10 protein-coding genes are annotated in these 21,513 nt (G+C 52.8%); 8 read left to right on the plus strand and 2 right to left on the minus strand.

Going from position 1 to position 21,513, the window contains the following annotated elements; genetic code table 11:
- From FDX04_RS07050 to cysM, 8 genes are all read left to right on the plus strand, one after another.
- Positions 1 to 11,327 (plus strand): Ig-like domain-containing protein (locus FDX04_RS07050; protein ID WP_137370689.1); only part of this gene is annotated, 11,327 nt, incomplete at its 5' end.
- Between the two features lie 34 nt (positions 11,328 to 11,361).
- Positions 11,362 to 13,515, plus strand: a complete 2,154-nt coding sequence (locus tag FDX04_RS07055) for a peptidase domain-containing ABC transporter (protein WP_371415435.1) — start codon at positions 11,362 to 11,364, stop codon at positions 13,513 to 13,515.
- 117 nt (positions 13,516 to 13,632) lie between these two features.
- On the plus strand, positions 13,633 to 14,424 hold the full coding sequence (ucpA, locus tag FDX04_RS07060; protein ID WP_042306926.1) for an SDR family oxidoreductase UcpA: 792 nt from the start codon (positions 13,633 to 13,635) through the stop codon (positions 14,422 to 14,424).
- 157 nt (positions 14,425 to 14,581) lie between these two features.
- Positions 14,582 to 15,598: a sulfate ABC transporter substrate-binding protein gene (locus FDX04_RS07065; RefSeq protein ID WP_137370690.1), complete on the plus strand. Its 1,017-nt coding sequence runs from the start codon at positions 14,582 to 14,584 to the stop codon at positions 15,596 to 15,598.
- Positions 15,599 to 16,432 (plus strand): sulfate/thiosulfate ABC transporter permease CysT, encoded by an 834-nt coding sequence (cysT, locus tag FDX04_RS07070; RefSeq protein ID WP_038642497.1) that lies wholly within the window; start codon positions 15,599 to 15,601, stop codon positions 16,430 to 16,432.
- Positions 16,432 to 17,307 (plus strand): sulfate/thiosulfate ABC transporter permease CysW, encoded by an 876-nt coding sequence (gene cysW, locus FDX04_RS07075; RefSeq protein ID WP_042306930.1) that lies wholly within the window; start codon positions 16,432 to 16,434, stop codon positions 17,305 to 17,307. The genes cysT and cysW overlap by 1 nt, the downstream gene beginning before the upstream one ends.
- The gene (gene cysA, locus FDX04_RS07080; protein WP_003038066.1) at positions 17,297 to 18,394 is read left to right on the plus strand and encodes a sulfate/thiosulfate ABC transporter ATP-binding protein CysA; all 1,098 of its coding nucleotides are present in this window, start codon (positions 17,297 to 17,299) and stop codon (positions 18,392 to 18,394) included. Before cysW ends, cysA begins: the two co-directional genes overlap by 11 nt.
- A gap of 67 nt (positions 18,395 to 18,461) precedes the next feature.
- Positions 18,462 to 19,373, plus strand: a complete 912-nt coding sequence (gene cysM, locus FDX04_RS07085) for a cysteine synthase CysM (RefSeq protein ID WP_042306932.1) — start codon at positions 18,462 to 18,464, stop codon at positions 19,371 to 19,373.
- A gap of 81 nt (positions 19,374 to 19,454) precedes the next feature.
- Here cysM and FDX04_RS07090 read toward each other — a convergent pair whose 3' ends face one another.
- Together FDX04_RS07090 and ptsJ are read right to left on the minus strand one after the other, a co-directional pair.
- Positions 19,455 to 20,171: a type 1 glutamine amidotransferase gene (locus tag FDX04_RS07090; RefSeq protein WP_137360904.1), complete on the minus strand. Its 717-nt coding sequence runs from the start codon at positions 20,169 to 20,171 to the stop codon at positions 19,455 to 19,457.
- Positions 20,172 to 20,184: 13 nt separating this feature from the next.
- Positions 20,185 to 21,477 (minus strand): transcriptional regulator PtsJ, encoded by a 1,293-nt coding sequence (gene ptsJ, locus FDX04_RS07095; RefSeq protein WP_137360905.1) that lies wholly within the window; start codon positions 21,475 to 21,477, stop codon positions 20,185 to 20,187.
- Positions 21,478 to 21,513 lie beyond the last annotated feature (36 nt).

The following is a 21,513-nucleotide window of genomic DNA, read 5'->3' on the forward strand; positions in this document are numbered from 1 at the left end:
CGGCGACGAAGGACGCGGACGGGCAGTGGTATATCACGTCCGGCGAGCTGGCCGACGGCGACCACACCATCGTGGCCACCGTGACCGACGTGGCGGGCAACACGGCCACCTCCGATCCCCTGAATTTCACCGTCGACACCACGCTTTCGGTGCCGACCCTCGATCTGGCCACCACCCCGGGCTTTGCCATCAGCACCGACCCGGATGCGGTCAGCGTGATGGTCTCCATCGACGGCAGCATCCCGGTGGCGGCGACGAAGGACGCGGACGGGCAGTGGTATATCACGTCCGGCGAGCTGGCCGACGGCGACCACACCATCGTGGCCACCGTGACCGACGTGGCGGGCAACACGGCCACCTCCGATCCCCTGAATTTCACCGTCGACACCACGCTCTCGGTGCCGACCCTCGATCTGGCAGACGCCAGCGACAGCGGCAGCAGCGCGACGGACAACATCACGAACGACACCACGCCAACGTTCACGCTGGGCAATATCGATGCCGACGTGACGGAGGTGCAGGTGATTATCAACGGCACGTCCTACCCGGCGACGCTGGCGGACGGGAAGTGGAGCTTTACCGCGCCGGAACTGGCGGACGGCGACTACAGCATCACCGTGCAGGTCACCGACGACGCGGGGAACACCGCGAACTCCACGGAACTGACCGTGACGGTGGATACAGAGGTTCTGCCTGTCAATATTGCGCTGGATAAAGCCTCAGACACAGGGGCTAAAGCAGATGATAACTATACAGCGGATACAACCCCAACGTTTACATTTAGCAATATTCCTGCCGATGTCGCCACGGTCACACTGACGTTGAACACTGGGCAGCATTACACGATTGATCTAAGTAAAGGAACCTCATTTACCCTGCCGGATGAATTAAAAGATGGCACATATACCGCAACAGTGACGGTGACTGACGTAGCAGGCAACAGTGCCGACAGCCAGATTAGTTTTACTATCGATACTCTTGTTGATAAACCGGCAGTCGAGCTCGCTACTGTCTCTGATTCGGGCGATAGCCAGACTGATGGCTTGACTAATGAGACGAAGCCGCAATTCCAGCTTAGCGGCGTGGATATTGATGACGCCAATACGATAACGATAGCGATCGTGAGCAACGACGGCAGCTACAAAGGTAGCTGGACGCTGGATAGTGAAACCTACGGAAACGGGACCTGGATCTGTCCAGTCGAGCTGGATGATGGGCAGTATACGATTACCGTCATGGTTGAAGATATGGCGGGTAATCAGAGTACCTCTGATGCAGCAGCGTTTGAAATCGATACGGTCACTTACATAGATTCAATTGTGTTGTTGGATGACACTGGCTCAAGCTCCACCGATAACCAGACCAACGTGAATACGCCTGAGTTCGCGATCGGCGTGCCGGATGATGTCACGCATGTCAGCATTGCAATTGATGGTAAAGCGGCTGGTGACGCATCCAAACAGAGTGATGGAACGTGGCATTTTTCTACCGCAGCGCTTGCTGACGGAGCGCATACCATTACGGTTACCGTAACGGATCAAGCGGGTAATAGCAGCCATAAGGATCTCAACTTTACGGTCGACACAACCCTTTCTCAACCAACGTTGCAACTTTCAAGTGAGAGCGACAGCGGGTATAGCGATTCCGATAACATTACGTCGGATGTCCGCCCAACCTTCGTGATCGGTAATCTTGATAGTGACGTTGTCAGCGTTTCACTGACGATTAACGGTCAGACATGGCCTATTACGGTTGAAAATGGCAGCGCTATCTTTACTCTTCCAGCCGATTTGCCTGATGGGGTCTGGCAGGCTGAACTGCGGGTTGTTGATGATGCGGGTAATGAAAAGACAACGTCACTCTCCGTGACTATTGATACCACCACCAGCGTGGACGGTATCACCCTGCAAAGTGATACAGGGGTGCAAAACGACTGGATGACCAACGATTCCACCCCAACGTTTGCTATTACGGCACCCGCCGATGCGCAAACTGTCACCGTCAGCGTTGGAACGACAACGCAGGATGCTATATTCCAGGACGGTAAATGGGTGGTGACGATGCCGTCTGTGCTGGCGGATGGGGAATATACGCTGGAGGTAACCGTCACAGATAAAGCCGGAAACACCGCTAACCGTGAGCAGAGTTTCACCGTCGATACCACGCTTGAGCCGCTTACCGTCAAAATGGCAACGGCAGATGACAGTGGTATTGCGGGCGATAACGTGACTAACATCACCAAACCGACGTTTGAACTGGGCAATATTCCGCAGGATGTGTACAGCGTTGACGTCACGCTGAATGGTATTACCACTAACGTCAAGAAGCAGACAGATGGTCGATGGATCTTTACCCCTGATACCGCACTGACGGAGGGTGAGTATACTCTGGAGGTACTGGTGACGGATAATGCCGGTAATCAAAGGACCTCAGATTATAGCTTTACCATCGACACGTCGGTGGAGATTAATTCTATCATTCTGACAACGGATACCGGGGATTCCTCCTCTGACGGCATCACCAATGCCAGTCAGCCGGTATTTAGCGTGACAACCTCTGAGGATGTGATCAGCCTTAAGGCGACAATTAACGGCCTTGAGTGCAGCGTGGTGCAAAACGCCGACGGTAACTGGACGGTGACTTCTCCGGTGCTTTCGACTTCTGGCGACTATACCCTTGTTGTCACGGTAGAGGATGCGGCGGGTAATGAAACCAGCGATAGCAAAACGATTACCTTTGATAACCAGCTTTCCGTGCCTACGATCGCGTTTGAGGCGGGGGATGATACTGGTTACGATGCCATGGACAATCTGACCACCAACAATAAACCGTCGTTTATCATTAGTGGCGTTGACGGCGATGTGACGCATGTGGTCATTACGCTGGATGGTCAGCAAACTTCGCTCGTGCAGGATGGTAGCGGTAACTGGATCTTTACGCCGTCATCCGCACTCGCGGATGGAGAGCACAAGCTGACGGTTGATATCCAGGACCGGGCCGGTAACACTCAGACGCAAACACTCTCCTTTACGGTTGATACCACGCTGAGTGCACCGGTGATTGATCTGATGACGGGCTCTGATTCTGGCGATAGCACTGAAGATAACCTGACGTCTGACACGCGCCCGCAATTTGTGATTAGTAATATCGACAGTGATATCTATCAGGTTGTCGTGACGCTAAACGGCAACGATTATCCGCTAACGAAAGACGCGCAGGGTAGTTGGGTATTCCAAACGCCGGAACTGGCCGATGGCGAATACACCATAGTGGTGACGGCAACGGATAAGGCCGGGAACGTGAGTTCGTCGGATCTGGATTTTGTTATTGATACGACTGTGGTAATTGACAGCATCGTCATGTCAGAAGATACCGGTTATTCCTCCGACGACCATTTAACCAACGATACGATCCCAACGTTCCAAATTAACGTCCCGGATGATGTCTCCCATGTCTCGGTGGCGCTGGACGGCGGTACAGCTGTCGATCTTGGTGCAAGCAACGGTAAGTGGACCTATACCGTCGCGTCAGCGTTGCCCGATGGCGAGCACACTATTGTGGTGAACGTCACCGATAAGGCCGGTAACACCACACAAGAGAGCTTTACCTTCACGGTTGATACCACGCTAAATCCGGTTACCGTTGATCTGCGCCCTGAGGATGATTCTGGTAGTAGTGATACCGATAATTATACCAGCAATACCCAGCCGACCTTCGATTTTAGCTCCATTGACAGCGATGCTTATAGCCTGGTCGTAACATTCAATGGTATCTCTTATCCTATTGATCTAACAGCGCAGCCGATCAGCTTTACGCCACCTCAGCCGCTGGGTGACGGTGACTATACCTTAACGGCGACGGTCACTGATAAGGCTGGCAATACCCAGGATACGAGTCTGGTCTTTACTGTCGATACGCAAACATCCGTGAGCGTCGATTTTATTGTTGGTGACGATACCGGCTATTCGGATACCGATAATATCACTAATAATAATGCTCCAACGTTTGAGGTCAGCGTTCCTGCTGATGTCGAATCGGTCAGCGTAACCCTGAATGGCGTCGCTTCGCCGCTGGCTAAAAATGAAACGGGACAGTGGCTGTACCAGACACCGTCGCTGGCGGACGGCAGCTATACGCTATACATCAACGTGGTGGATAAAGCAGGAAACACGGCAGAAACGTCGGTCTCATTTGTCATCGATACCACGCTGAATATTCCTGCTATCGATCTGGATACTGAGAGCGACACGGGGGTCTCGGCAGATGATAATCTGACCAAAGACACCACCCCGTATTTTGTCATCAGCAATGTGGACAGCGATGTTCATAGCCTTACCGTGACTATTAGCGGTAAAACGTATAATGCCACCCAGAAGGATGGCGTCTGGGGCGTTCAGATCCCGCAGGCCGATGCGTTGGCCGATGGTGTTTACGTTGTTAAAGTGACCGCAGAAGATAATGCGGGTAACAGCAAATCTTCGTCCATTTCTATTACGGTGGATACCTTCTGTCCACCACCGGTTGTCGGAATGGATGAGGCATCCAACAGTGGAGATACTGCAGATAGCATCACCTATAACACGGCACCGATGATTACTATCGGCGGTGAGCCGGAAGATATTGCCAGCATATCAGTGAAACTCGGGGACCAAACCTGGTCTCTGGAACCCGGTACTACCCAATGGCGGGTACCTGAGAATCTTACTGATGGTAACTACAGCGTAGTGGTGACGTTTACCGACAACGCAGGGAACAGTGCATCAACGACCTATGATTTTGTTATTGATACTGTGCTCACCGATCCTGCCATTATCCTCATTGACGATACTGGCAGTGATACCAACGATAACCTGACTAACGTAAATACCCCGAGCTTTGAAATCAGCGCCGGTGAAACGCTGTCCGCCGTAACGGTTACGCTGGATGGTAAGACGACGTCGCTTGAACAGAACGCGCAGGGGCAGTGGATCTATACTGCCGAGATGCTGGCAGACGGAACCTGGACCATCAGTGTGGAAATAGTTGATGTGGCAGGTAACCACCAGACTGAAACGCTAACATTCACTGTGGATACTCAGATACCGGTACCGTCCATTGATATGGATAGCGCCAGTGATTCCGGAGCCAGCGACAGCGACAATCTGACCAACGATACACAACCTGTGTTTATCCTTTCTGGCATCCCGGATGATGTGGATACCGTATATGTCGAGATTAATGGGATAAAATATGCAGCGGTACAAAGTGACGATGGGCAGTGGAGTGTCCAGCCTTCAAAACTGGCGGATGGCGATTACACGGCCACCGTGGTTGTTACTGACCTTGCGGGAAATACTGAAAACAGCAGTATAGATTTCACCGTGGATACGCAGATCTCCCTCTCCCTCGATTTGCTTGCCACGTCGGATACCGGTACTTCACAAAGCGATAAGCTAACGCGCGATACCTCACCGACGTTTGGCGGGCAGACCGATAAAGATGCCACGCTTACTATCCTTGTTACCGATGATAAAGGTGCCATCGTCCAGACGCAGGAAATCACGCCAGCAGCGGATGGCAGCTGGTCTGTTACGTTGGACGATCTGGTTGATGGATCGTATACCATTACCGTTTCCGCTATCGATCAGGCGGGCAACACCGCCACCACCAGTGTGAACTTTGAAATTGACACCGTGGTCAATGCTCCGGTAGTAGCGCTATCGGCGTCCGATCCTGAAAACTCACACGAGGCGTTAAATCTGGCGCCGGAATTCAGCGGTACGGCTGAACCGGGTTCGAGTCTCACCATTATCATCGATGGCGTTACCGTGGCCAGCGTGACGGTTGACAGCAATGGTTCTTGGGCATGGACGCCGCCGAGCGCTATCACCTCCGGCGATCATGTCATCGGTGTGATTGCGACCGATAAGGCCGGCAACGTTTCAGAAGAGACAGATTTCACCTTCATTATCCCGTTAGTGGATGTTGATCCGCCGACGCTGCAACTGCAGGCCGGGTCAGATAGCGGCTCTATTGGTGACTTTGTGACTAACGACACGACACCATCGATCACCGGGATTTCGCTACCGGGCAATACCATCACTGTTTATGTCAATGGTGAAGTGGTGGGTACCGCGACAACGGATTCCACAGGTCGCTACAACTTCAATTTGCCGGAAATGGAGGAAGGCACATATAGCGTTGAAGTGAGCATTATCAACCCCAATAACGGCGAAGAGGTGAAGTCGGATCCGGCAAGCCTGGTGATTGACACCCATGTCGTCCCATTGGTCTGGGAAATTGCCGGGCTGAACGACGAAGGGTATCTGAATTCGAATACACCGGTAGTCAGGGGAACATCTGAAGCTGGGGCCCATATTACGGTTATCATAGATGGTCGTACCGTCGTGGAAACGGTGGCTGCCAGCGACGGCAACTGGGTGGTTTCTATTCCGGGTATTGGTGTTGACGGTGAGCACGAGATCAGTTTCTCGGTAACGGATGTGGCGGGTAATACGGAAAACTTTGGTCCACAGGATTTTATTCTCGATACCTATATCACGCCGATCACCGTTGAACTACGGGATACCGATGATAGTGGTAGTAGCGCTACTGATAATATTACCAATAAAACACTGGTGCATCTGGACGGTACCGCAGAAGCGGGGGCGGTAATAACGATTGCCAACACCAGCGGAGAAATACTGGCGACGGTTACCGCAGATGATAAGGGCGACTGGAGCAGTGAAATAGCCCTTGAGGAAGGCTCACAAACCTTTGTGGTGACTGAAACTGATTCGGCGGGGAACACAGCGACTAAAAATATTGATATTGTCTGCGATACGCAAAATAGTATCACCGATATTGTCCTCGACAAGATGTCAAACAGCGCGGCAATTACGGATGCTATCACCAATGTCAATGTACCCACATTGACGGCGGTGACCGATGCTAATGCGACGGTCGAGATTTATGTTAACGATGTCAAAGTGGCTACCGTGACGGCTGATGCAGCGGGTACGATCTCCTGGACGATGCCAGAAAGCGAGGATGGCGAATATGACATCAGAATGGTTTCAACAGATACCGCAGGAAATACGGCCACCAGTAACACCACGACGATTACTATTGATACGGTGATTGATAGCTTTAGCGTTGATTCACTTCCCGCGCTGACTAATGACAAAGCGTTGGATGTTTCCGGTGTGGGGGAAGCGGGGTCAACCATTACTGTCTATCTCAATGGTAAAGCGGTGGGTCAGGGGACAGTGGCTGAAGACGGAAGCTGGACGGTACCGCTGATCCTTAAAGAGGATGGTGATTACAGCCTGACAGTGCAGATCACGGATGTGGCCGGAAACAGTCAGACCAGCGATCCGTTAGTCTTTACTCTGGACAGCCACACCGATTATCCAACCATCAATCTTGATGATGTGTCTAACTCAGGCTCATTGGACGATAATATTACCAACGTTAATACGCCGTCCTTCCATGGTACGGGAGAGCCGGGGGCGACGGTTTCTATTCTGGTGGATGAAAAGACTGTAGCAACGGTAACGGTGGATGCCCAGGGGAACTGGACGTGGCAATACCCAACTACGTTGGCGGACGGTGAATATTCTATCCGTGTGATAGCAGAAGATGCGGCGGGCAATACCGCAGAATCTGCACGTATTCTGGTGACCGTCGATACCAGCACCTGGATTGAGCTGGATAAAATGAATCCTGATGGTGGTCTCTACTCTAACGATTTTATTACCGCCCGAACGACGCCGACGTTCCAAATCAACGGTGAAACGGGCCAACCGGTTAAGGTTTATATTGACGGTAAGTATGTTGAAACCATTACGATCAGCGGACGGAACTATCAATATACCATCCCTGAAGCGCTGAACGACGGTAGCCATACTATCCGCTTTGATATCGCCGATGCGGCAGGGAATACGGCTACCACAGGGGATCAGAAATTCACGATAGATACGGTCAACAATACTTCCATCACGCTGGACAACATTAACGGAGAGAGCGTCGCTGACCACACCATTGATGGTACGATTTACATCAATGATATTTCTGCAGGTATTAAGCTGAGCGGTATGGCTGAGGCTAACAGCTATGTCACTGTTAAGATTAATGGGATGACTGTTAGCAATGTTTGGGCAGACGGTACGGGAACGTGGAGCGTAAACGTTAATCCGATGTTGCTTAGTGATGCGACCTGGACCGTTCAGGTGAGTTCAGAAGACCGTGCGGGGAACGATAGTACCGTCTCAACCTTCACGATAGTGATTGATACCTCAATTAGCCAGTTCACCGCCAACGTGCAGGACGACAAAGACAGTTCGGCCGATAAGTGGGTGGTTAACAGCCGCACGCCAACCTTTAATGGCATGGGAGAGGCTGGGGCGACCGTTACCCTGATGGTGGCAGGGATGGTGGTTGCTACCACCACAGTTGCCGCCGACGGCACATGGAGCATCAATGCCAGCGCGTTGCCTGAAGGGACAAGCAATTTAACCTTTACCATTGAAGATACGGCCGGCAATACCCAAACCATTAACCATGACATTCTGGTCGATAGCGTTGCGCCATTGGCGCCAACGGTAGAGATCTCTTCCTGGAGCGAAGAGGGGACTCTATGGATCCTCTCAGGTAAGGCGGAAGCGGGAACAACCATTGTCATCAAGGATGAGTCCGGCAACGTTATCACCACGGTTAATGTCAATAATTCTGGCAGTTGGAGTACCGCGATTAACTATCCTGATGGCGGTAAAATCAGCATTCAGGCGGAGGATTCAGCCACTAATGTCAGTGTTCCTGTCGACCTGGATGTGATGTTCACCACGCCAGCCGTAGCGCTGGACGTGGCCTCAGACGGTGGTGCTCAGGGCGATAACTTGACCAACGACTCAACGCCGACATTGGTACTTAGCAACATCGAGAAGGATGTCGTTGCGGTGAGCGTAACGATTGATGGAACGATGGTGCCGGCAACGAAGGTCAGTGATGGAGTCTGGACCATAACATGGGGCACCCCGCTGAGTGACGGCGTGTGTGACGTTCAGGTGAGCGCCACGGACGCGGCAGGAAATACGGCGACGCAGTCCTTTAGTTTTACCATTGATACCGTGCTTAGCGCACCGACCATTACCATGGACGCTGCTAGCGACACCGGTACGGCGGGCGACAATATCACGCAAACCGTTAAACCGACGTTTGTCGTGACTAACGTTGACGCTGATGTGACGAAGGTAGAGGTGACCTTAAACGGCAATACGCAAACCCTGACCAAAGACGCTTCGGGTAACTGGATCTATACGCCAGAAACCCCGCTGGCAGACGGTAACTGGACCGTTGAGGTGAAAGTAACCGATGCGGCAGGGAATACTAAGCAGTCCAGCCTGGATTTCACCGTCGACACTAGTATCAGTACGCCGACGGTGGCTCTTGATGCCAGCAGCGATACCGGTGATGTCGGTGACAACCTGACGAATGAGACGACGCCAACCTTTACCCTGAGCAATATTGACCCGGATGTCACTTCGGTGATGGTGACACTAAACGGCGAAACACACAGCGCAACCAAAGATGAGCAGGGTAACTGGACGTATACGCCGGAAACTGCGCTGTCAGACGGTAGTTGGACCCTGAAGGTGAAAGTCACGGATGGCGCAGGTAACACTGCGGAATCTTCACTGGATTTCACCATTGACAGTACGCTAAGCACACCAACAGTAATGATGGATACGGACAGTGACACCGCAACGGCAGGGGATAATATCACCAGGGATACGACGCCAACCTTTATCCTGAGCAATATCGACCCGGACGCCACGTCGGTGATGCTGACGCTGAACGGCGAAACGCACAGCGCAACCAAAGATGAACAGGGTAACTGGACCTATACGCCGGACACCCCGCTGGCGGACGGCAGCGGAACGCTGGTGGTGACCGTGACCGATGCGGCGGGCAATAGCGCGGATGCGTCCCTGGATTACACCATCGACACTACTACCAGCACGCCGACAGTTTCCCTGGATGCGGGCAGCGATAGCGGTACGGTGGGTGATAATCTGACGAGGGATACGACGCCGACCTTTATCCTGAGCAATATCGACCCGGATGCCACGTCGGTGATGGTGACGCTGAACGGCGAAACTCATGCGGCAACCAAAGACGAGTCTGGTCACTGGAGCTACACGCCGGAAACCCCGCTCGCGGACGGCAGCGGAACGCTGGTGGTTACCGTGACCGATGCGGCGGGTAATAGCGCGGATGTGTCCCTGGATTACACCATCGACACTACTATCAGCACGCCGATAGTTTCCCTGGATGCGGGCAGCGATAGCGGTGCCTCAGGGGACAACATTACTCAGGACGTCACGCCAACGTTTATCCTGAGTAACATCGATCCTGATGCAACTACCGTAACGGTGACCATAAACGGCGAAACCCACAGCGCCACGCAGGATGAATCAGGCCACTGGACCTGGACACCTGAAGAGGCGCTGGCTGAAGGCACTTGGACGTTGGTGGTGAATGTCAGCGATGCGGCAGGTAATACTGCCAGCCAGTCGGTTGAGTTCACTGTCGATACCCATGTCGATAATTTTGATGTGACTTTTGATGGTACGAGTAGCCAGGAACAAACCTGGCAGACCGATGAGTCAACCTTATCGTTTAGCGGGCATGGCGAAGCGGGAGCCCTGGTTAGCGTCTCACTGGATAATGGCGATGTGCTGACGGCAAACGTGGACAAAGACGGTAACTGGAATCTCCAGCTTGAGGATGTGGCGCAGGGCGAGCATCAGCTTACCTTCACCATTACCGACGTAGCGGGTAACACCAGCACTGTGACGCACGATGTGAATGTTGGAACCGATGACCCGGTGTCGCTACGCAGCAGTCTGTACAGTAGCGAGCAGGACACCAATGACACCATAGAAGTGGAGTCGTCGCATCCGGTCTTTGAGTTCAACCTGGACGCCAGCATTACCCATGCCAGCATTGAACTGGACGGTGTCACTCATCCGCTGGTGCCTTCGCCGTCTGGCCCTACTCAGTTCGACGTGCCTGTGGCGCTGGAGGATGGCCCACATTCTCTGGTGTTGCGCACGCAGGACAGTGCCGGGAATAGCGAACGTCAGGATATCGCCTTTACGGTGGATACCAGTAGCCGCAGCGTCGTTGCAGGCATGGACAACGCCCGCAGCGATGAGAGTGACGCGCCGCATTCTGCAGCGGATCAATCCTCTTCGCATGAAGCAGCCAGCTTCGCGGCACAAGTGATGAGCATTAGCCAGAGCGTCGAAGATAATCAGGACGATCAGCAACATCACCATCAATAAATAACCGTTTCCCCCGTACAGGACGTGCGGGGGAATGAGTGCAAATTCTATGAATGATTTTACGCTATATGATTTAGGCTTGGCTGGCGTTATGCAATACATCGCCAAAAACCACGATTCACGTATTGAAATAGATGAGGCAAAAATACCGGTCACGCTGTCGCAATATGATAAAAACGATCCGAACCATGAAGCACAGATTAAAAACTATTTTCTGTCATTAGGTCTGATGATTCACGAGGTGAAATTCTCGCGCCCCGACGATTTGCTGAATGAAAATATGCCGCTGATTATATTAACCTCCGACATGCAATGGATGGTGTGTGTCGGGTGCCAGGAAGGGGGGCTACAGCTGGTCAAGCGTAACAACGAGTTGGGTGTCGTTGCGTGCGCCAGAGAAAACATCCAGACGATTTCGGTCTTTCTGATCCAGCCTTTAAGCGGGATGACTGAATCGATAAAAATAAGTTCAATACTAAAATCCGGGCTGCAAAATAATAAATTTTTTTACAGTAAGTATTTTTTCACTTCGCTGTTTATGGCCCTGTTTGCGCTGACGATCCCGGTTTTCAGTAATCTTTACTACGATAAGCTCGTGCCCGGATCATCGACCGCTTCTCTGTTTGGGGTGGTCGGTATCGTGCTGGTATTCATCGTTTTTGAGTTTTTACTGCGATCCTCGAAAGATATCTATCAGTCGATTGTCTCGCGTCAGGAGGATGTCAATATTGATGTTTCTTTTGTCGAGGCGCTGATCTACAACACCACCAAAAGCAGTTCTATGTCCTCAGTTTTTGTTCTCTGGACAGAATTCCAAAAAATTAAGCCGGTATTGTTAAACTCTGTTTTCCAGCGCGTGTCGGATATTCCGGTATTTATTATTTTTTGTGTGATTATTTACATTAATCTCGGCGCCCTGGTGTTAGTACCCGTGATGATGATGGTGGTGTCGCTACTGTTGGCCTGGGGATATTTCAGGTATACGGAAGTGCTGATGGATAAAATGAAGGAGAGCCAGTCAAACCGTAACGTTTTCATTACTGAATTACTCTATTCCTTACGTACCATTCATACCCTAAACAATAAAAACCTGATGCTTGATTGGGTTAATAGCAGTAACAATCAGTCATGGCTGAGCTTAAAACTGCGCAAGGCTGGAGTCTATTATCAGTCTGCGCTCAGCGCGATGTCGAGTCTGAATCAGATCCTGTTGATGGTTTTCGCTTTTTTTCTGGTCATTAAAGGAGAAATCACCACGGGGGCAATTGTCTCTTCCGTTATAGTCTCCGGACGGATGTCAGGGATCATCTCGGGATTATCATCAACGCTCTCTACTATTTTCACAACCAATAAAACCATTACGGATTTAATGAAAATGTTTATGCCGGCAGGGCAGGAACATGAGCAAAAATTGCTGCAGTCGATCGTGAACGTGCGCGGTGATATCTCTCTACGCGCTCTGAGCTATCAGTACGATCCGCAATTACCAAAAGCGCTGGATACGCTGACGCTGGATATTCCTCATGGGCAGCGGGTGGCAATTATTGGCGAATGTGGTTCCGGGAAAAGCTCGCTGATTTCCCTGCTCTCTGGCTACTGTCCACCTACTGAGGGCAGTATTATGTACGATGGCTACAATACCCGACATCTGGCGCAGAACTTTTTCAGCCGCTTTATCAGTATGGTGACCAATAACGACACGCTGTTTACCGGCAGCATTGAAAGTAACTTTGCCCTTAAAGATTGCGACAACCGCAAGAAGGTGATCGAGGCGCTTAATCTGGCGAACTGTACCTTTGTGCTCCAGCATCCAATGGGGCTGCGTTACCCGGTGATGTTTATGGCGCGTAACTTATCCTCAGGGCAAAACCAGCAGCTGTTATTGGCGCGTAGTTTGAGTAGCGATGCTCAGATTTACTTATGGGATGAGCCAACCTCGAATATGGATGAAATAACCGAACAGCGTATCTTCGATCATCTCGATCACTTTATCAGCGGTAAGACACTGATCATGGTGACGCACCGTCGCTATTTGCTGAAGTATTTCGATCGTGTGCTGGTCATGAAAGGGGGCAAAATCATTCGTGACTGCACGCCGGATAAACTATTAGGGCCAGCAAACGTCGAGCAGACAAAGCAACCTGTTCGCGTAACGGTTGCGTCAGCGAACGAAAAACAACCGCGGTGACGATATTTTTTCATTGACCGGACTGATTAGTGAGCCGTTTCGCAGCACCGATTTATTATTGCTGTATCTTCTGCGTGAATGAAGCGAAGGCTTCATATTCAAAAGGAGAATATTGAAATGGGAAAACTCACGGGCAAAACAGCATTGATTACGGGCGCATCTCAGGGTATTGGCGAGGGGATCGCCAGAACGTTTGCCCGCCATGGCGCGAACTTAATCCTGCTGGATATCTCCGATGAGATTGAAAAACTGGCGGATGAGCTGGCAGGACGCGGTCACCGCTGCACTGCGGTTCACGCGGATGTTAGAGATTTTGCTTCGGTCACGGAAGCGGTGAAACGCGCGAAGAAGGTTGAAGGAAAAATCGATATTCTGGTCAACAATGCCGGCGTATGTCGCCTCGGCAACTTCCTTGAGATGAGCGATGAAGATCGCGACTTCCATATTGATATCAATATCAAAGGCGTCTGGAACGTAACGAAAGCCGTGCTGCCGGAGATGATTGATCGCAAAGACGGGCGTATCGTGATGATGTCCTCAGTGACTGGCGATATGGTGGCCGATCCGGGCGAAACGGCCTATGCAATGTCAAAAGCGGCGATTATCGGCTTAACCAAATCGCTGGCGGTGGAATATGCGCAGTCCGGTATTCGCGTGAATGCCATTTGCCCTGGCTATGTTCGCACGCCGATGGCGGAAAATATTGCGCGTCAGTCCAATCCGGACGATCCGGAATCTGTATTAACCGAAATGGCGAAAGCGATCCCGATGCGTCGTCTGGCCTGCCCGCTAGAAGTCGGTGAGCTGGCTGCGTTCCTGGCCTCGGATGAGTCCAGTTATTTAACTGGCACGCAAAACGTCATTGATGGCGGTAGTACCTTGCCTGAAAGCGTTAGCGTCGGCGTCTGATTGATGCCGGTCTCCTCCCCGCGCGATGGGGAGGAGGTACCCCTTATTCTCTTTTCAACTTTCAAATCATCAAACGGTATATAAAACCGTTACTCCTTTAGCACTGGTTATAAATATGATGACCATAAGAAAGTCATTAAATTTATAAGGGTGCGCAATGGCCGTTAACTTACTGAAAAAAAGAACCCTGACGCTGGCAGCAATGCTGTTGCTGGTGGGGCAGGCGCAGGCAACGGAACTGCTGAACAGTTCATACGATGTCTCTCGTGAGCTGTTTGCCGCCCTTAACCCGCCATTTGAACAGCAATGGGTAAAGGATAACGGCGGCGACAAACTGACGATTAAACAATCTCATGCCGGGTCATCAAAACAGGCGCTGGCGATTTTGCAGGGACTGAAAGCTGACGTTGTGACCTATAACCAGGTCACCGATGTGCAGATCCTGCACGATAAAGGCAAACTGATCTCCGCCGATTGGCAAAGCCGCCTGCCGAATAACAGCTCGCCATTCTATTCCACCATGGCGTTTTTAGTGCGTAAGGGTAACCCGAAGAATATCCACGAATGGAACGATCTGGTTCGCCCGGACGTGAAGCTGATTTTCCCGAACCCGAAAACCTCCGGAAATGCGCGTTACACCTATTTAGCGGCATGGGGCGCGGCGGACAAAGCTGACGGCGGCGATAAAGCCAAAACCGAACAATTTATGACCCAGTTCCTGAAAAATGTCGAAGTGTTTGATACCGGCGGTCGCGGTGCAACGACCACCTTTGTTGAACGCGGCCTGGGTGATGTGCTGATCACATTTGAATCGGAAGTGAACAACATCCGTAAACAGTATGAAGATCAGGGCTTCGAAGTCGTGGTGCCGAAGGTCAACATTCTGGCGGAATTCCCGGTAGCCTGGGTCGATAAAAATGTGCAGGCCAACGGTACTGAAAAAGCGGCGAAAGCGTACCTGAACTGGCTGTACAGCCCACAGGCGCAAACCATCATTACCGATTTCTACTACCGCGTGAACAACCCGCAGGTGATGGACAAGCTGAAAGATAAATTCCCGCAAACCGAACTGTTCCGCGTCGAAGACAAGTTTGGCGCGTGGCCTGAGGTGATGAAAACGCACTTTGTCAGCGGCGGCGAGCTGGACAAACTGTTGGCGGCGGGGCGTAAGTAAATGTTTGCTGTTTCCTCCCGACGCGTGCTGCCCGGCTTCACTTTAAGCCTCGGGACCAGCTTATTGTTCGTTTGCCTGATATTGCTGCTGCCGCTTAGTGCGCTGGTCATGCAACTGGCGCAAATGAGCTGGGCGCAGTATTGGGAAGTGATTACCAATCCGCAGGTGGTAGCGGCTTATAAAGTGACACTGCTGTCGGCGTTTGTGGCATCAATTTTTAACGGCGTGTTCGGTTTGCTGATGGCGTGGATCTTAACCCGCTATCGCTTTCCGGGCCGTACGCTGTTGGATGCGCTGATGGACCTGCCGTTTGCGTTGCCTACGGCGGTAGCTGGCCTGACGCTGGCGTCGCTGTTTTCGGTCAATGGCTTCTACGGCGAGTGGCTGGCGAAGCTGGACATTAAGGTGACCTACACCTGGCTTGGCATCGCGGTGGCGATGGCCTTTACCAGCATTCCGTTCGTGGTGCGCACCGTACAGCCAGTGCTGGAAGAGTTAGGCCCGGAGTATGAAGAAGCGGCGGAAACGCTCGGTGCCACGCGCTGGCAGAGCTTTCGTAAAGTGGTGCTGCCAGAGCTGTCTCCCGCGCTGGTGGCGGGCGTAGCGCTTTCGTTTACCCGCAGTCTCGGTGAGTTTGGCGCGGTTATTTTTATCGCCGGGAACATCGCATGGAAAACCGAAGTGACCTCGCTGATGATTTTTGTTCGCTTGCAGGAGTTTGACTACCCGGCCGCCAGCGCGATTGCTTCTGTGATCCTCGGGGCGTCGTTGTTGCTGCTGTTTTCAATTAACACCCTGCAAAGTCGCTTCGGTCGACGCGTGGTAGGTCACTGATGGCAGACATTACTCAATTGAAACGCTATGACGCACCCCGTATTAACTGGGGTAAATGGTTTCTGATCGGCACGGGCATGCTGGTATCGACCTTTATTTTGCTGGTACCGATGATTTATATCTTCGTGCAGGCGTTCAGCAAGGGATTAATGCCGGTACTACAGAACCTGGCTGACCCGGATATGCTGCATGCCATTTGGCTCACGGTGCTAATTGCGCTGATTGCGGTGCCGGTGAATCTGGTGTTTGGCGTATTGCTGGCCTGGCTGGTGACTCGCTTCAACTTCCCCGGACGCCAACTGCTGCTGACGCTGCTGGATATTCCGTTTGCCGTCTCGCCGGTGGTCGCAGGTCTGATCTATCTGTTGTTTTACGGTTCTAACGGCCCGCTGGGTGATTGGCTGGATGAACACAACCTGCAAATTATGTTCTCCTGGCCGGGGATGGTGCTGGTGACAGTGTTTGTGACCTGTCCGTTTGTGGTGCGCGAACTGGTGCCGGTAATGTTAAGTCAGGGCAGCAATGAAGACGAAGCGGCGATTTTGCTTGGTGCCTCCGGCTGGCAGATGTTCCGCCGCGTCACGCTGCCAAATATCCGTTGGGCGTTGCTGTATGGCGTGGTGCTGACCAATGCCCGTGCGATAGGCGAATTCGGCGCGGTGTCGGTGGTTTCCGGCTCGATTCGCGGCGAAACCTTGTCTCTACCACTACAGATTGAATTACTGGAGCAGGACTATAACGCCGTCGGCTCCTTTACCGCCGCCGCGCTGTTGACGCTGATGGCGATTATTACCCTGTTTTTGAAGAGCATGTTGCAATGGCGCCTGGAGAACCAGGAGAAACGCGCGCAGCAGGAGGAAAATCATGAGCATTGAGATTGCCAATATTAAGAAGTCTTTTGGTCGCACCCAGGTGCTGAACGATATCTCGCTGGATATTCCTTCAGGTCAAATGGTGGCTCTGTTGGGGCCATCCGGTTCGGGCAAAACCACGCTGCTGCGTATCATCGCCGGGCTGGAGCATCAGTCCAGCGGGCATATTCGTTTTCACGGCACCGACGTCAGTCGTTTGCACGCCCGCGACCGTAAGGTGGGGTTTGTGTTTCAGCACTATGCGCTGTTTCGCCATATGACCGTTTTCGACAACATCGCTTTTGGTCTGACAGTTCTGCCACGGCGTGAGCGTCCGAACGCGGCGGCGATCAAAGCCAAAGTGACCAAACTGCTGGAGATGGTGCAATTGGCTCATCTGGCAGATCGTTTCCCGGCGCAGCTTTCCGGCGGCCAGAAACAGCGTGTGGCGTTGGCGCGTGCGTTGGCGGTCGAGCCGCAGATCCTGCTGCTCGACGAGCCGTTTGGCGCGCTCGACGCTCAGGTGCGTAAAGAGCTTCGCCGCTGGCTGCGTCAGCTGCACGAGGAACTGAAGTTCACCAGCGTGTTTGTCACCCACGATCAGGAAGAAGCGACGGAAGTTGCGGATCGCGTGGTGGTGATGAGCCAGGGCCATATTGAACAGGCCGATGCGCCGGATCAGGTCTGGCGCGAACCGGCCACCCGTTTTGTGCTGGAGTTTATGGGCGAGGTTAACCGCCTGCAGGGGACGATTCGTGGCGGACAGTTCCACGTGGGCGCACACCGCTGGCCGTTGGGCTATACACCTGGCTATCAGGGACCGGTCGATCTGTTCCTGCGTCCATGGGAAGTGGATGTGAGCCGCCGTACCAGCCTGGATTCGCCGCTGCCGGTGCAGGTGTTGGAAGCCAGTCCGAAGGGGCACTACACCCAATTAGTTGTACAACCCCTCGGGTGGTACAACGAACCGCTGACGGTCATCATGCAAGGCGATGATTCCCCGAGCCGCGGTGAACGGCTGTTTGTTGGACTGCAAAATGCACGTTTGTATAACGGCGACCAGCGTATTGAAACGCGTGAAGAGGAACTTGCCCTGGCGCAATCAGCCTGATAGGTTAATTTGCATAGTTATCGCCCGGTGGCGCTACGCTTACCGGGCTTTTTTACGAGCTGAAAACGTGAACACATTAGAAAAAACAATTGGCAATACGCCTCTGGTGAAATTACAACGCCTGGCGCCGGATAACGGCAGCGAAATTTGGGTCAAGCTGGAAGGGAATAATCCTGCGGGTTCGGTGAAAGACCGGGCGGCGCTGTCGATGATTGTTGAAGCGGAAAAGCGTGGGGAAATTAAGCCGGGTGACGTATTGATTGAGGCTACCAGCGGCAATACTGGTATTGCGCTGGCGATGATCGCTGCGCTGAAGGGCTACCGCATGAAGCTGCTGATGCCGGACAACATGAGCCAGGAACGCCGGGCGGCAATGCGTGCCTATGGCGCGGAACTGATTCTGGTCACTAAAGAGCAGGGGATGGAAGGGGCACGCGATTTAGCCCTCGCTATGTCTGAACGCGGAGAAGGTAAACTGCTCGATCAGTTTAATAATCCCGATAACCCGTACGCGCACTACACCACCACCGGACCCGAAATCTGGCAGCAGACATCAGGTCGCATCACCCATTTTGTCTCCAGTATGGGGACGACCGGTACCATTACCGGCGTGTCGCGTTTTCTGCGCGAGCAGGAAAAACCGGTCACTATCGTTGGCCTGCAGCCGGAAGAGGGCAGCAGTATTCCGGGAATTCGCCGCTGGCCTGCGGAATATATGCCGGGCATTTTTAACGCCTCGCTGGTGGATGAGGTGCTGGATATTCATCAGAATGATGCCGAAAATACCATGCGTGAACTGGCCGTGCGTGAAGGAATTTTCTGCGGTGTCAGCTCTGGCGGCGCGGTCGCGGGCGCGTTACGCGTTGCACGTGCCACGCCCGGCGCGGTAGTTGTGGCGATCATCTGCGATCGCGGCGATCGCTACCTTTCGACCGGCGTCTTTGGTGAAGAGCACTTTAACCAGGGGCTGGGAATTTAACTTGTTGGCCTGATAAGCGCAGCGCCATCAGGTAACTGCCTGGCACGATGGCCGGATAATGTTTTATCCGGCCAGGGATGATTAATCGTTACGTTTTTCCACCAGCTTATCAAGGAATTGCCACAGCTTCTCATTCATCTGCTGGTAATCCCAGGCGCGCATCTCTTCAACCGGGCGGATGAAGCGTTGCCCTTCGGCTTCAGCCAACTCTTGCTCTGAGTGCTGAATTAATCCTTCAATCGCGTCAGCTGTGAACTCCATATGGCACTGAAAACCATAGACGAAATTACCGTATTGTACGATTTGTCGCGGGCAGCCCTCACTGGTAGCAAGAATTATCGCCTGGTCGGTTAACCCCGGCATGTCGTTGTGCCAGTGACCGACGATAAGCGGTGAGCCGAAATGGCTGAACAACGGGTGCTGTTGGCCTGCCTCGGTCAGGACGATTGGGTAGTGCCCAATCTCTTTTTCCGGGCTTTGACACACCTTCGCGCCCAGCGCTTCTCCAATTAACTGCGAACCCAAACAGATCCCCACCACGATTTTTCTTGCCGAAATCGCCTGGTTAATCAGATGCTGCTCAGCCTGAGAGTCAAAGTATGGGCACTCTTCCTGCGTGGTGCGGGGCGACTGCGGGCCACCAAAGACGACCAGCATATCGAAACCATCGGCATTGGCGGGAACTGTTTCTCCAGCGTATACGCGTGACCAGGTGATGGTATAGCCGCGCGATTCGGCCCACGGCAGGTACGCGCCAGCAGATTCAAAAGACTCATGAATAACAAAATGAACTCGCACTTTTTGTCTCCTGTTAGCGCTTTAGCGCCTGATGAATATCAAACGCCAGCTTATCAATGTCGCTGTCTTCTAATGTTGACAGCGTAATGCGTAAACCGTGTGCAGGCGTATTGACGCCGAACACTTCGCCTTCGCGAACCAGCCAGCCAGACTTTGCCAGCGCAAAAGCGATCTCCTGACTGTGATCTGCCAGCGATAACCACAGATTCAGACCGTCACCGACGGGCAGTTCAATGCCATGTTGGCGCAGAGCCGTATTCAGCTTTTGCTGCTGGACGGCGTAAAACTGCTGCGTTTGTGCCAGCGTGTGTTGATATGTCTCGTCACTCAGGCACGCGCAGGCTAAATCCTGCAGCAGATGGCTGACCCACTGACTGCCGGAGTTGAGCCGTAAACGCAGTTTCCCGGATGTGACGGGATCGCTGGCTACGATAGCCAGGCGTAAATCCGGGCCTAAGGTTTTCGACATCGAACGGACAATCGCCCAGTGTACAGTTTCCTGCGCAATCACCGGATACCAGCGGCAAGCGGACAGCAGCGCAAAGTGGTCGTCGACGATCACCAGCGTTTGCGGATAGCGAGCCAGGATTTCCTGTAATTGCGCCGCGCGGGATGCGCTCAGACTGCATCCTGTCGGGTTATGAGCGCGCGGGGTCAGAATCACCGCCCGCGCGCCTTTCTGTAATGCGCATTCCAGCATGGCGGGTTGCATGCCTTTACTGTCGACGTTAACTGGACTGGCGGTAAATCCGGCATAGCGCAGCATGTTGATGCTACTCAAAAAGCACGGATCTTCTACAGCCACGCTATCGCCGGGCAGTAAATGGGCACATAGCAGCCGCTCAATGGCATCGATGGCGCCGCTGGTGATATCAATTTCCCCCTGATCCGGTATCGCATCCTGCATCCATTGCGTGGCCCAGCTCTTGAGTCCTGGGGAGACGGCTGCATCACCATACAAACGCGGGTTCTTATTTATCTTCGCGAAATAACTACTCAGGTCAGGAAGCCGTGAGGGCGCTGGGTTACCGCCGGAAAGATCGATTAGTGGAGTATCTGGGTTACCACCTTCCAGCGCAACGGGGGCTGTAATCCCCTTAATCACCGTGCCGTTGCGTCCCAGACTCTGTGCCAACCCGGAGGTGACCAGACGTTTGTAAGCCGCCGCGACAGTATTGCGGTTCACGTTTAATTCCGTTGCCAGTTCCCGCACTGGCGGCAACGTTTCTCCTGCTGCCAGCGTGCCTGTAGAAACATGTTGACGGATACTGTCAAAAATTTCGTTAGCGGTTTTTCCGTCGATCATTATTGACCTATGACAAAATGGATTTTAGCATATGAC

Source organism: Citrobacter sp. wls615 (assembly GCF_005281355.1).
Lineage (GTDB): Bacteria > Pseudomonadota > Gammaproteobacteria > Enterobacterales > Enterobacteriaceae > Citrobacter > Citrobacter werkmanii.